Here is a 12,889-nt window from a genome sequence, read left to right as displayed (position 1 = left end):
CGATGACCTTACGCGAAGACAAACCGATCCTGCTGCTGGTCGACGACGAAGCGGCGAATCTGCAGGTGCTGCGCCAGATTCTGCAGGACGATTACCGCCTGCTGTATGCCAAGGACGGCGAGAAGGCGCTGGAACTGGCGCGCAACAACCCCGTCGAACTGATCCTGCTCGACATCATGATGCCCGCCATGACGGGTTATGAGGTGTGCCGCCAGCTCAAGGCCAGGCCGGCCACGGCCCCCATTCCCGTCATTTTCGTCACCGCCCTGTGCGACGTGAAGGACGAGGCGGACGGTTTTGACGCGGGCGCCGTCGACTACATCACGAAACCCGTCAGCCCGCCCATCGTGCGCGCCCGCGTGCGCACGCATCTGTCGCTGGTCGATGCCGAGGAATTGCGCCGCTCGCGCCTGCAGGTGATCCAGACCCTGGGCCAGGCGGCCGAATACAAGGACAACGAAACGGGCATGCACGTCATCCGCATGAGCTATTACGCGCGCCAGCTGGCGCTGGCGGCCGGCTACAGCGCGGGCAGGGCGGAAGATTTATTGAATGCGGCGCCCATGCACGACGTGGGCAAGATCGGCATCCCCGACGCCATCCTGCAAAAGCCGGGCAAGCTCGATGCGGACGAATGGAGTGTCATGCGCCGCCACGCGGAAATCGGCGCGGCCATCATCGGCGAGCATGCGGGCGGCCTGCTGAAAATGGCGCGCACCATCGCCCTCACGCACCACGAGAAATGGGATGGCAGCGGCTATCCGCACGGCTTGAAAGGCGAGGAAATCCCCCACGAAGGCCGCATCGTCGCCATCGCCGACGTCTTCGATGCGCTCACCAGCGAACGCCCGTACAAGCCTGCCTGGACGGTGTCGGATGCCATCGCCACCATGCAGCGCGACAGCGGCACGCATTTCGACCCTGAGCTGCTGGCACTGTTCGTGGAACAATTGCCGGCCATGCTGGAGATCAAGGACAAGTGGCGCGAGCCGGCGTAGGGAGGTTAGCTCAGGGCGGGTTCACGCGCAGGTGATCGGTGAGCAGGCGCGCATATGCATCAGTGTTGCCGAATTGCACGTGTGAGCATGCCAAGCGTGTTCCCAACGCTGTCATATGGCGAGACGATATCGCATAGGCCAGTTTGCCGGGCTGGCGGCGCGATGGATAGATGAAGCCGTGAATCGCGCCTGCCTCCTGCGCAATGATCTGATCCAGCTGCCAGCCCAGCCATTGGCACCAGGCGTGATCGGGGCTGCGCAATTGATCGTAAATACCCAGCCGGCTGGCGGCCAGCCCTGTCAGGTCGAGCAATCGCAGCGGAACACTGAAGGACAAGGTTGCGATCAGGGCATGTTGCGCAGCGTGCGCGATATAAAACGTGCCCGGGCGCGTGACGTCGTTTTGGCAAAGCTGGGCTTCCCAGGCCGCCGTGTAGGCATCGTCCGCAATATATACCCAGTGATAGGGGAAGCCGTCCGGGCCGGCCAGCTCGGCAGGTGGGCCGAAGCGGTACGTGCGCTGAACTTTCAACGGCCAGATGGATGCCGCGTTCCACGCTGCGCGCATCAGGGGCTGGTCTGCTTGATGGGTGGCAAGATTGCTCAATAGTTCAGCACGCAGCAAGGCCAATGCCGGCAGGCGCGCAGCCATTTCTGGCGGGATAGGTGTTTCTTCCAGTTCAGGCCTCATGCCGGACTAGCCTACGATGTCAGTCATCCCCCTATGCTGCCACTTTGCCGCCGCCAGCACCTTGCGCAATCTCTCGTTTGCCGGCAGATCCAGCAGCGCCTGCTGGCTTGGATGGATCTCGGCCCGCGTTTCGAACGATTTGCCTGCAAGCATCTCCGCTGGCGACAGTTCGTTGAGTTCGTCAACACGGCTGATCCAGAAGGCATGGATTTCACTGCCCGGCTGGTCTGCAAGGATGGCCAGTACCGGGGCAATCAGTTCCGGCACCGGCTGGACAAATTGCCACGCTGGAAATTCCTTGCCGATACTGCGCCCCTTGGGTGTCACGCAATAAAACCGCTGGCTTTCCACCGCGCGATACAGCGACGCCTGCGACAGTTCCACCCATCCTTGTCCAATGACATCGGACACCTTGAGTTTTGATACGGGAAGTTGCAGCAGGATCGATGCCGGGGTGGCGCCCAGCGAGGCGCGCGCCTGATGGAGTGCGCGCGTGGCCAGGTCGATCAGGCGCTGGCGCTCGGGCCCTTGCGCCAGGATGTCGAGCTGTGCGGTCACGAGCTGCGAGAATTGCTCGACCACCCGCAGGTCGCTATCTGTTAATGCCTGACGGTTGGGCGCCAGAGTAGCGTGATGCAGATGCGCTGTCATGATGATTCCTTTACAGTAGCGTGGTAAAGAACAGCATATACAAAATTCTCATGTTTCGCAACTTTATCATGTGGCGCAACTTTCTTATCCAACGTTAAGCCATGCGGGGAGAATGCCAAGTGCCTCAAGGCAAGGTGTCAGGCAAGCGCAAAATCCGCCGTATCTCCAGGATCGCCTGCGGGCTTTCCTGCACGCTGTGCCAGGACGGAATGACTTTTTCCGACAGCGCGCCGTCGAGGTGGGCGCTGGCGTAGGGCACCACGCCGTCGCTCGATTCGGCCAGGGGCAGCTCCGGCGTGTCGTTGCCCATGATGGAGTAGTAGCGCACTTTCGGGCTGATCGGCAGGTCGGCTACCAGACGCACGAACGGGTCTTTGTCGCTGAGGTTATCGATGCTGTTGGGGATGCGCAGCGGTTCGCTGCTGCCCGTGTCGAGCTGCGCCAGGCTGCCGGCCGCGTCGGACAACTGGTCGAGCATGTTGATGGGCAGTGTAATCAGGTTGGCGATCCAGCGCGCCACCTTGTGGTTGGCGAACGAGGTGCCGCGGTGCGGCGCGGCGATGAAGATGGCGCGGTTTACCTGCGGCATGGCCGTGAAATTCAGGTAGGGCGCCAGTCCCGCGCGCACTTTCTCCGCCTTCTTGCCCTTCAAATTGTATTCTTCCGTGATGGCATCGAGCAAGGTGTTGCTGGCGTCGGACACCATCAGGCGCGCCAGCACGCCGCCCATGCTGTGGCCGATCAACACCATGTCGTTCGCGGCGTCCGCCTTGCCAGCCGGGTCGAACTGCGCCAGGGTCGCGTTCAGCGCCTGGTGGATGGCGGCGTTGTTGGCCGCCAGCGGCGCATTGCTCGGGTAGTACACCTGCCAGATCTGGTAGCGGCGGCGCAGCTGTTCGTCGCCCATCAGTTCATTTGCCACATTGATCCACGCTTCCGGGCTGCTGGCCAGGCCATGCAGCATGACGATGGTGCGCTTGTTCGGGTCGTAGGGCTGCATCAGATGCACCTGCGGGCGCGAGATGCCGTCGGCGCGCCCGAACAGGGTGCGCAGCGCCTGCACGCCGAAGCCGGAACGGGCCAGCCACAGGCCATAGCCGGCCGTGAAATTGGCGGCCACGGGCAGTTCCTGGCCGGCCATGCGCGTCGATTCGCTGCGCGTCGGGTCGACCAGCATCACCAGCAGCTGCTGCGTGGCCAGCACTTCCTGCAGGCTGTTGCCGTCGAAGCGGATCAGCGCCGTGACGACGGGGAAGCGGGTTTCCTGGTACGGCACATACTCGCCTTTCGACGCCCGGGGCTTGGGCATGACGGCCACCAGGTCGGCGCCGAAGCCGTCGCGCCGGTACACATTGCGCAGGCCGGAAAACGACAGCGAGGTGGCCGGCAGCAGTTCCTCGGGCAGGGTGCCGTCCTCGGGCAGGCGCAGGGCCGACAATTCGCTGTCGATCTGCCAGCCGGCGACGCGGATCACATGGCCGTCGGGGCGGTATTCGCCGCGGTGGCGGAACAGGTTGCCGACGGCCTTTTGCACGGCGTAGTTATAGTAGTCGCGGATTTGCGTCTGGCGTTCCTCGAAGGCGCGCTGGCCCGGCGTGCGCGTCGTGTAGAACAGGTAGGCATACGCATAGCGGGCCGATTCGAGCCAGGCGGCCAGCGTTTCGGCACTCGGGTGGCCGCCCTGTTTTTCTTCCGCCAGGGCGCTTTCCAGCCATAGTTCGGACAAGGTGGCCAGGCGCTGCTCGTCGCTGAGCAGCTCGGAGCGGGCCAGGTCGGCGCGGCAGCTGCCCGTATTGGCGACACAGGCGGCAATGTCGCTGCCGATGATGCGCAGCACCTCGCTGGCCGCGGCGCTCAATTTTCCCGTGGTGAGGATGTCGCCGCGCCGCTGCTGCAGGTAGTCGGCCGGCGAGATGGCGCTGACGGTGACGGCGGCGCAGCCGCTCAGCAGCGCCGCGGCGCACAGGAGGGCGCATGCGCGCAGACGCCGCATCAGCATGGACGGTCCGCGCCTAGAACGAGTAGACCAGGGTCAGCGACGTTTGCGTATCCGTGTTCTTCTTGTCGTCCGGTACGCGCGTGTCGTTGCGGGCGCTGAAGGCGGCCTTCATCTGCATGGTGCCGTTGATTTTCGTGCTGAGTGCCGTTTCGGCGATCGAGTGGGTGTTCGAGGTGCCCCGTTCCACGCTGACCGTCTGCGTAAACATCGCCGACTGGCTGATCTTCCACTTCATGGCGGCCGCGCCGCGCACCGTCAGGCCGTGCTCCGATTCGCCCGCGTCATTGGTGCCGCTGAAATAGCCGGGACCGATTTCCACGTCGACGCTCTTGTCGCTCGACTGGTACCAGCGCGAGCCATGACCGACGGCCAGGGTCGAGTACTTGGTATAGGCGCCGAACTTGTCGTTCACGTGCGAGGCCAGCACGAACAGTTTTTCATGGTCGGCCATCAGCTTGTAGGCCGCCTTGGCGGAGGCGGAAAAGCGTTCGGCCGAGCGCTCGCGCACTTTTTCGCCATCGTCGTTGGTCGTTTCGTCTTCCTTGAAGTAGCCGCTGAAGATGTACTGGTTGCTCCAGTCATCGAGTTCCTGGCGCGCGTCGATCTTGCCCGTGACGGAGGTGCCGACCGTATTGCCCGAGGTGGTGATGGCGCCCAGTTCGGCGGAAGTGCTCCAGCTGCCGATGGGGATTTCATCGAACAACAGGCTTTGCTTGGTGTCTTTGGCGGCGGCGCTGCCGCAGGTGATGGCCATGGCCAGCGTCAGTGCGAGAGAGTGGGTCGATTTCATGGCTGTATTGGTCTGTGGCGCGCGCCAGGCGCGCCCGATGTTCGTTAATGGCAGTGATGTCCAAGCAGGCCGCGGCAATCCGCGGCGGCGCCGATAAAAACATGCGCACATGCGCGCGCGGGCGCGGCCAAACAATGTCGAGGCTGTATTGTACCCGACCCTGTCATCGCGCGCCGCACGCCGGCGGGGTGGCAAGTGGCGCGCGCCTGGCGTATGCTGCGCCTATCTGCTGCCTGATCTTTACAAGGAACTCCCGTGCGCTGCCTGGTCATCGAAGACGAAGCTGAAACTTCCCGCTATATCTGTGCCGGCCTGCGCGAGGCGGGCCACGACGTCACGGCCTGCGACAATGGCATCGATGGCATGCGCCTGGCCTGCGGCGAAGACTGGGATGCGCTGGTGCTCGACCGCCTGCTGCCCGGCGAGATCGATGGCCTGGCCATCGTCGCGCGCCTGCGCGGCATGGGCCGCAACACGCCCGTGCTGGTGCTGTCGGCCCTGTCCAGCGTCGACGAGCGCGTGCGCGGCCTGCGCAGCGGCGGCGACGATTACCTGTCAAAACCGTTCGCCATCGCCGAACTGCTGGCGCGCATCGAGGCGCTGCTGCGGCGCGCGGCGCCCGTGCCCGAAGCGACGCAGCTGCAGGTGGCCGACCTGGTGCTCGACATGCGCACCATGCGCGTGACGCGCGCCAACCGGCAGATCGCCCTGCAGCCGCGCGAATTTCGGCTGCTCGAATACCTGATGCGCCACCAGGGCCAGTCCGTCACGCGCGCCATGCTGCTCGAAGCCGTGTGGGACTACCATTTCGACCCGCAGACGAATGTCATCGACGTGCAGGTGAGCCGCTTGCGCACCAAGGTGGACAAGGAGTTTTCGCCGCCGCTGATCCACACGGTGCGCGGCGTCGGCTACACCCTGGGCGTGAGCGACGGTGCGTAACTGGCACCGCTCGATCGCGGCCCGCCTGGCGCTCGGCTACGGCGTGCTGGTGGTCGTGTCGATCAGCATTGTCTGCGCCGTGTTCTATTTCGGTACCATCGGCGTGCTTGACCGCAGCGTGGACCGCAAGCTGACCCTGCTCTCGGAGCGCCTCGCCGCGCTGTACCAGCAAGGTGGCAGCAGCCGCACGACGGCGGAAATTGCCCATCTGCTCACCGACCGCACCGACAGCGACACGGAGATCTTCCTGCTGGTGGACGCCGATGGCCACCGCGTGGCCGGCAATCTGTCGTCCTGGCCCGACCTTGCCAGCCCCGTGGGCCGTTTGCTGCACCGCGACGTCACGCGCGAAGGACGCCGGGTGCCGGCGCGCATGCTGATCCGCGACCTGGCGGGCGGCGCGCGCCTGTTCGTCGGGCGCGACATGGAGGAGGGCAAGTCGATCCGCTCCCTGGTGCTGCGCTCGCTGGCGTATGGCGGCGGGGTGGCCATCTTGCTGGTAGTGGCGGGCGCGTGGCTGTTCCGGCGCCAGCTCGAGGCGCGCATCGGGCAGATCCGCCGCACGGCGGGAGAGATCGAGGCTGGCGACCTGAGCCAGCGCATCCCCGTCGCCAGCGAAGATGAATTCGGCTTGCTGAGCCGCGACATCAACCGCATGCTCGACCGCATCGAACACCTGATGGAAGGCGTGCGCCACGTGTCGAACGCCATCGCGCACGACCTGCGCACGCCGCTGGGCCGCATCCGCAACAAGCTCGATGGCGCCTTGCGCCAGCAGCAGGGCGTGGCCGGCTACGAGAGCGCGGCGCAGGCGGCCATCGACGATATCGACGACCTGACGCGCGTGTTCGACAAGCTGCTGCAGATCGCGGCGGCCGAATCGGGCATGCGTCCCGAGAATTTCGACGGCATCGACCTGCAGCAGATTGGCGCGGACATCGTGGAAATGTATGAAGCGACGGCCGACGAGCAGGGCGTGCTGCTGGTGCAGATGTATGGTGACGGGGTGCCGGCGCGCGGCGACCGCAACCTGTTGGGCAGCGCGCTGGCCAGCCTGGTCGACAACGCCATCAAGTACGCGGGGCGGGGCGCCACGGTGGAAGTGTCGGCCGGCAGCGATGAGCAGGGCAGCTGGCTGGCCGTGCGCGACAACGGCCCCGGCGTACCAAAGGAAGAACTGCCGAAGCTGACGCAGCGCTTCTACCGGCTCGACAAGAGCCGCCATCTGCCCGGCAATGGACTGGGACTGTCCATCGTGGCCGCCATCGCGGCCCTGCATGGCGGCAGCCTGGAGATCGAAGATGCGGCGCCGGGCTTGCGCCTGCGTTTCAGGCTGGCCGATTTTATTGTCCGCTAAGCACGCCTTGCCGGTCGCCGTGTATTTTTTTGCCGCAAATGTTGCCATATTTGCTTTTCAATAAAGCATCATGATATAATTTTTACACTTTTGTGGCGTCGCCATTGGACGGTGCATCCTGCCCATCGTCGTGCGTCCGCATCGAGTGATCGCCATATCTGCCTGGTTCTCTTTGCTGGCGCGGTGCGCCAGTTCGACAGGTGGATATCGGGAGTAAGCATGATTGGTGTCGGCATGAAGAGTGGCCATTTCAGCGGCCGCATCGTTTCTCTCGATGGCTTGCGTGGCCTGGCCGCGATGTTGGTCGCCGTGTACCACCTGCCCGTCATATTCGGCTTCAAGATCACGCACGCCTACCTGGCGGTCGACTTCTTTTTCATCCTGTCCGGCTGGGTCATGGCACACAGCTATGAAGAGCGCATCCGCCTTGGCATGCCGTTCAGAGACTTTCTGTATAACCGCTTTGCCAGGCTGTATCCGCTGTACGCCGTCGCGCTACTGGCGGCCCTTGCCGTGACCCTGGTCAAGAGCCGCATCGGCGCCACGTCAGCGAACATCGCATGCTTTGTGCCCAATGCGCTGATGCTGCCCTGCCTGCAGGATGACGGGCCTACCTTCCCCTTGAACGGACCCAGCTGGTCAATTTTCGTCGAGGTGTCCATCAATCTGATCTGGTTCTTTGCCGTCCGCATGGGCATGCATGGTTTGCGTTGGAAGCTCGCGCTGCACCTGTGCTCGGGGCTGCTGCTATGGGGGGGCGCCGTCTGGATGAACCGCTACCTGACTGGCTATGAGTCGGATGATGTACACGAAGGCTTGCTGCGTGGCCTGCTGGGCTTTACCGGTGGCTTGCTGTTGTTCCAGTGCCGCATGCATGCCTGGATACTGGCCTATTTTGCGGCGCTGGCGCTAGGCGTGTTTGCCGCTTTTTATGCGGTAGGCGATATCGGCGATGTCATACCGCTGGGCCTTGTCGTGATGGGCGTCCTGCCCGCGACGGTGTGGCTTGCCGCCAGCCTGCGGCCGGCGATACTCGAGGGCCAGGCAGCCGCCTTCCTGGGCGACTGCTCGTATGCCATCTACTTGCTGCATGTGCCGCTGGCCATGGTGCTGCAAAAGCCGCTACGCCAGATGTTGCCTAGCACGGGCATATCGGACTACATGATGAAGGCGGCGATCTTCACCGCCATCCTGCTCGTTGTCAGCAGCATCAGCTACCGCTTGCTGGAAGTGCCGGCGCGGCGTTGGCTGCTACGGCGGCTCAAGCGCGACCTTAGGGAACCTGCCGTCGGCTCCCTGCCGTAATGTGCTTGTGCGCCATACGCCAAGTCGACATTACCAACTTGTAACCCCCTTCATTTTCACCTCCCCCTATCATCCGTTCTACCCGGCGTAGAGCGGCTGCGTGCGCGCAGCCGCCTGTTCCGGGCTGTCCGCGGCCTGCCGCGGCTTGCCTGTCCCGACACATCGCAGAGCCGTTTTCATGCCTACTTTTACCGCCACCGGCGACAACGCCGCGCCGCAACAGACGTCACTGCGCCAGCATGGCCACCGCATCAAGGCCGCGCTCGGGGCGCTGGTGTTCCCCGTGCAGCGCGCGCGCTGGCAAGCCTTCATCGCAGAAACGCCGGGCCTGGCGGCGCTGGCGCAAGCCCATCCCAGCCTGCTGTACAAGATTTATCGCCCCTACGCCAGCCGCCGGTTCGGCTGCGCGGCGAGGGTGGGCCTGCTGTGCGGGCATTACCGCTTCCTGTGGCAGGCGGGCGCGCGGCCGCTGGTGGAATATGCGGCGCGCCGCGCATTGGTGCTGGCCGCCATCGAGGGCAAGGATGGCGCCACCTACCGCTTGCAGCTGACGGCCATCCACGACAGCCACCGCGAGGGGGAGCTGTGCCTGCGCCTGACGCGCGATGGCGTGCCGCTGTACCTGGCCAGTTTCCTGTTCCGCCCCCAGCCGGGCGGCAGCGTCATCCAGCTGGGCGCCTTGCAGGGCTTGCGCTCGTCCGCCGGCGCGCAGGCGGTGAAAGAGGCCACGCGGGCGCTGCACGGCTGCCGGCCGAAAAACCTGATGGTGGCCGCCTTGCGCGACCTGGGCGACCTTTTCGGCTGCAGCCATCTGGATCTGGTCAGCAACGCCAACCGCATCGCCCTGAACTGGCGCCGGCGGCGCCACATCTCGTGCGATTACGACCTGGCGTGGCGGGAACTGCATGCGCTGCCCGCCGGCGACGGCGATTTCCGCCTGCCATGCAGCCCTTGCCGGATGCCGGACCTGGAGCTGGTGCCGTCGAAAAAGCGGGCGGACGCGCGCCGCCGCGGCGCCATGCTGGCGCAGCTGGCGGCGGACATGCGCTGGCAAGTGGCGGCCCTGTTACAGCAGCAATGAAAGCACCCGACGGCATTTTTTGACCTGCGCGGCTTTTTTGCCGGGCGGTCCGGCGCAAGCGGCGTGATCGGCGTATACTTGTCGGCGTTCTTAACCTGAAGCCAGTCACCCCATGCCAGCACAATTCCCCACTTCGCGCATGCGCCGCCTGCGCGCGACCCCGCAACTGCGCGAGCTGTTCCGCGAAACCGAGATCAATCCGCGCGATCTGGTCCTGCCGATCTTCGTCGACGAAGGCTCCAGCGATTTCATCGACATCAAGTCCATGCCCGGCGTGCGCCGCATTCCCGAAGCGAAGCTGGCGCAGGAAGTGGAGCGCTACGCGCGCGCCGGCCTGCGCTCCGTCATGACCTTCGGCATTTCGCACCACAAGGACAGCCACGGCACCGACACCCTGAACCCGGACGGCCTGGTGGCGCGCATGTCGCGCATCATCAAGGACGCCGTGCCGGAAATGGTGGTCATGTCCGACACCTGCTTCTGCGAATACACGGACCACGGCCATTGCGGCATCCTGCATGGCGACACGGTCGACAATGACAGCACGGTGCTGAACCTGGGCAAGCAGGCCGTCATCGCGGCCCAGGCGGGCGCCGACATCATCGCCCCGTCGGCCGCCATGGATGGCCAGGTGGCGGCGATCCGCGGCGCGCTCGATGCGGCCGGCTTCCACGACACGCCCGTGATGGCGTATTCGACCAAGTTCGCCTCCGGCCTGTATGGCCCGTTCCGCGACGCGGCCGGCAGCACACTGAAGGGCGACCGCAAGACCTACCAGATGGATCCGATGAACCGCCGCGAAGCGGTGCGCGAGTCCCTGATCGACGAAGCCGAAGGCGCGGACGCGCTGATGGTGAAACCGGCCGGCGCCTACCTGGACATCATCCGCGACCTGCGCGAAGTGACGCGTTTGCCGATCGGCGCCTATCAGGTCAGCGGCGAGTACGCGATGATCAAGTTCGCCGCCGAGGCCGGCGCCATCGACGAGCGCCGCGTGGTGCAGGAAACCCTGGGCGCCATCAAGCGCGCTGGCGCGGACATGATCTTTACGTATTTCGCGATGGATGTGCTGAATAATCCGTACTAGGTCAACACGGGGCTGGGCAGGCGCCTTTTCAGCTATCATGGCGCGCTGCCCAACCTGAGCTTGTTTATGCCCCTGAAAATCTCCCGCATCCTGCACGCCGGCTATGTCTTCGAATGCGAAGGCACCACCATCGCCTTCGATCCCATCGTCGAGAATCCGTTCAGCCGCAACTGCCACGCGTTTCCCTCCGTGCGCTTCGACCTCGATGCCGTGCGCCGGTTGCGCTGGGATGCCGTCTTCATCTCGCACTTCCACGACGACCACTGCTCGCTCGACAGCCTCGATGTGCTCGACCGCGCCACGCCCATCTACCTGTACTGCGTCTTCGACGAACTGTTCGCGATGCTGCGCGCGCTGGGTTTTACCCACGTGCAGCGGCTGCACGTGGACGTGCCGGTGCGGGTGGGGGCCATCGAGGTGATCCCGCGCCGCGCGCTGGACGACGACGTCGACTCGCTGTTCCAGGTACGCGCGGCCGGGCTGAATGTGCTCAACGTCGTCGATTCCTGGATCGGCCCCGAAACCCTGGCGCAGCTGGCCGCGTTTGCGCCGTGGGACATGGTGCTGTGGCCGTTCCAGACCATGCGCGAGCTCGCCGTCATCGCGCCATCGCAAGCGCGGCCTGGCCCGGTCGAGCTGCCCGACGACTGGGTGCCGCAGCTGCGCGCCCTGGCGCCACGCTACCTCGTGCCCAGCTCCTGCCAGTTCGTGCAGGAAGACTGGTCCTGGTACAACCATGCGATGTTCCCGATTACCTACCGCCAGTTCGCGCAGGAGATCGGCGCCGCGCTGCCCGAGGCGCACATCTTCCGCCTCGACCCGTCGACGTCCGTGCTGCTCGACGCGCACGGTTTGCAGACGGCCGCGCCGCTGCCGTGGGTCATTCCCGTGGGGCCGCAAGACGTCGATTTCGACTACCGCCCCGAGGCGCTTGCACCCGCCACGGCGGACATCGCGCGCCACTTCGCGCCCTTGAACGATGCCGATGCGGCGCTGGTGCGCGATTTTTGCCGCCACGGTTTACTTGAACGCTACCGCGACATGGAGCTGCCCGAGGATAGCTATTTCCAGGCGCCGCGGCTGTGGCGCCTGGCCCTGTACGGCCATGACGGCGCCGCCACGGTCCTGTATTACCGCACGCATGGCGACTTGATCGACCTCGTGCCGGAGACGGGCGAGGCGCCGGGCTGGACGACGGAAGTGCCGCTGGCAAAATGCCATGCGGCGCTGGTGCTGGGGGAATCGCTGACGTCGATGTACATGCGCATCAACGATGGCCCTTTCGATGCCGAGGCGCGGGCCGGACTGGAGGAGGCCGACATCGTCGACGATCCCTTGATCCGCTGCCTGTTCAACGACGCCATCGGCGCCTACCAGGCGGCGCAGCTGAAACGCCTTTTGGCGCGCCCTGAAGGAAATGGCGCGACGCGGTAAGATAGCTGCTTCTGACTAGAACGGGAAAGACACCATGGCACAAGACAATGAAACCGCGATCCTGGCCGGCGGCTGCTTCTGGGGCGTACAAGACTTGCTGCGCCGTTATCCGGGCGTGATCGCCACGCGCGTGGGCTACAGCGGCGGCGACGTGGCCAACGCCACCTACCGCAACCACGGCACGCATGCGGAAGCGATCGAGATCATCTTCGACCCGGACACCATCAGCTACCGCAAGATACTGGAATTTTTCTTCCAGATCCATGACCCCAGCACGCCGGACCGCCAGGGCAATGACCGCGGCACGAGCTACCGTTCGGCCATCTTCTACACGAACGACGAGCAAAAACGGGTGGCCGAAGACACCATCCGCGACGTCGACGCCTCCGGCCTGTGGCCCGGCAAGGTGGTGACGGAAGTGGCGCCGGCCGGCCCGTTCTGGGAAGCGGAAGCGGAGCACCAGGATTATCTGCAGCGCTTGCCGCACGGCTATACCTGCCACTACATCCGGCCGGACTGGGTCTTGCCGCAGCGGCAACAATAGGCGTCACGGG

12 protein-coding genes are annotated in these 12,889 nt (G+C 64.8%); 8 read left to right on the top strand and 4 right to left on the bottom strand.

Features of this window, described 5'->3' with window-relative positions; genetic code table 11:
* Nucleotides 1-2: 2 nt before the first annotated feature.
* The gene (locus AC54AF_RS15690; protein ID WP_496637283.1) at nucleotides 3-998 is read left to right on the top strand and encodes a response regulator; all 996 of its coding nucleotides are present in this window, start codon (nucleotides 3-5) and stop codon (nucleotides 996-998) included.
* A 10-nt stretch (nucleotides 999-1,008) separates the two neighbouring features.
* Here AC54AF_RS15690 and AC54AF_RS15685 read toward each other — a convergent pair whose 3' ends face one another.
* The 4 genes from AC54AF_RS15685 to AC54AF_RS15670 form a co-directional block, all read right to left on the bottom strand.
* Nucleotides 1,009-1,689, bottom strand: coding sequence for an RES family NAD+ phosphorylase (locus AC54AF_RS15685; RefSeq protein WP_496637282.1), 681 nt, complete (start codon nucleotides 1,687-1,689; stop codon nucleotides 1,009-1,011).
* Nucleotides 1,690-1,695: 6 nt separating this feature from the next.
* A complete protein-coding gene (locus tag AC54AF_RS15680; protein ID WP_496637281.1) occupies nucleotides 1,696-2,340 on the bottom strand; it encodes a hypothetical protein in 645 nt (214 codons plus the stop codon).
* 124 nt (nucleotides 2,341-2,464) lie between these two features.
* Nucleotides 2,465-4,339 (bottom strand): esterase/lipase family protein, encoded by a 1,875-nt coding sequence (locus AC54AF_RS15675; protein WP_496637280.1) that lies wholly within the window; start codon nucleotides 4,337-4,339, stop codon nucleotides 2,465-2,467.
* A 13-nt stretch (nucleotides 4,340-4,352) separates the two neighbouring features.
* Complete coding sequence (locus AC54AF_RS15670; RefSeq protein ID WP_496637279.1) at nucleotides 4,353-5,129, bottom strand: DUF481 domain-containing protein; 777 nt, start codon at nucleotides 5,127-5,129, stop codon at nucleotides 4,353-4,355.
* 255 nt (nucleotides 5,130-5,384) lie between these two features.
* On the opposite strand from AC54AF_RS15670, the gene AC54AF_RS15665 reads away from it, so the two are divergent.
* The 7 genes from AC54AF_RS15665 (at nucleotide 5,385) to msrA (ending at nucleotide 12,879) form a co-directional block, all read left to right on the top strand.
* Nucleotides 5,385-6,071 carry a winged helix-turn-helix domain-containing protein gene (locus AC54AF_RS15665; RefSeq protein ID WP_496637278.1) on the top strand — a complete coding sequence of 229 codons (687 nt, stop codon included), beginning with the start codon at nucleotides 5,385-5,387 and terminating at the stop codon, nucleotides 6,069-6,071.
* Nucleotides 6,064-7,428, top strand: a complete 1,365-nt coding sequence (locus AC54AF_RS15660) for a sensor histidine kinase (RefSeq protein ID WP_496637277.1) — start codon at nucleotides 6,064-6,066, stop codon at nucleotides 7,426-7,428. The genes AC54AF_RS15665 and AC54AF_RS15660 overlap by 8 nt, the downstream gene beginning before the upstream one ends.
* Nucleotides 7,429-7,539: 111 nt before the next feature.
* Nucleotides 7,540-8,733, top strand: a complete 1,194-nt coding sequence (locus AC54AF_RS15655; RefSeq protein ID WP_496637276.1) for an acyltransferase family protein — start codon at nucleotides 7,540-7,542, stop codon at nucleotides 8,731-8,733.
* A gap of 178 nt (nucleotides 8,734-8,911) precedes the next feature.
* Complete coding sequence (locus AC54AF_RS15650) at nucleotides 8,912-9,814, top strand: VirK/YbjX family protein (RefSeq protein WP_496637275.1); 903 nt, start codon at nucleotides 8,912-8,914, stop codon at nucleotides 9,812-9,814.
* Between the two features lie 112 nt (nucleotides 9,815-9,926).
* Complete coding sequence (gene hemB, locus AC54AF_RS15645) at nucleotides 9,927-10,901, top strand: porphobilinogen synthase (RefSeq protein ID WP_305048348.1); 975 nt, start codon at nucleotides 9,927-9,929, stop codon at nucleotides 10,899-10,901.
* A 66-nt stretch (nucleotides 10,902-10,967) separates the two neighbouring features.
* Nucleotides 10,968-12,335: an MBL fold metallo-hydrolase gene (locus AC54AF_RS15640; protein ID WP_496637274.1), complete on the top strand. Its 1,368-nt coding sequence runs from the start codon at nucleotides 10,968-10,970 to the stop codon at nucleotides 12,333-12,335.
* A 34-nt stretch (nucleotides 12,336-12,369) separates the two neighbouring features.
* A complete protein-coding gene (gene msrA / locus AC54AF_RS15635) occupies nucleotides 12,370-12,879 on the top strand; it encodes a peptide-methionine (S)-S-oxide reductase MsrA (protein ID WP_496637273.1) in 510 nt (169 codons plus the stop codon).
* The last annotated feature ends 10 nt before the right edge of the window (nucleotides 12,880-12,889 follow it).

This window comes from Janthinobacterium sp. JF4 (genome assembly GCF_059617925.1).
The sequence above is the reverse complement of the archived record's forward strand: the minus strand, read 5'-3'. Positions and strand labels throughout refer to the sequence as shown.

Bases quoted from the DNA above. Each gene is read 5' to 3' on its own strand.
- AC54AF_RS15650 (WP_496637275.1), top strand. From the start codon at position 8,912: ATGCCTACTTTTACCGCCACCGGCGACAACGCCGCGCCGCAACAGACG.
- AC54AF_RS15670 (WP_496637279.1), bottom strand. From the start codon at position 5,129: ATGAAATCGACCCACTCTCTCGCACTGACGCTGGCCATGGCCATCACC.
- hemB (WP_305048348.1), top strand. From the start codon at position 9,927: ATGCCAGCACAATTCCCCACTTCGCGCATGCGCCGCCTGCGCGCGACC.
- AC54AF_RS15675 (WP_496637280.1), bottom strand. From the start codon at position 4,339: ATGCTGATGCGGCGTCTGCGCGCATGCGCCCTCCTGTGCGCCGCGGCG.
- AC54AF_RS15640 (WP_496637274.1), top strand. From the start codon at position 10,968: ATGCCCCTGAAAATCTCCCGCATCCTGCACGCCGGCTATGTCTTCGAA.
- AC54AF_RS15680 (WP_496637281.1), bottom strand. From the start codon at position 2,340: ATGACAGCGCATCTGCATCACGCTACTCTGGCGCCCAACCGTCAGGCA.
- AC54AF_RS15685 (WP_496637282.1), bottom strand. From the start codon at position 1,689: ATGAGGCCTGAACTGGAAGAAACACCTATCCCGCCAGAAATGGCTGCG.
- msrA (WP_496637273.1), top strand. From the start codon at position 12,370: ATGGCACAAGACAATGAAACCGCGATCCTGGCCGGCGGCTGCTTCTGG.
- AC54AF_RS15690 (WP_496637283.1), top strand. From the start codon at position 3: ATGACCTTACGCGAAGACAAACCGATCCTGCTGCTGGTCGACGACGAA.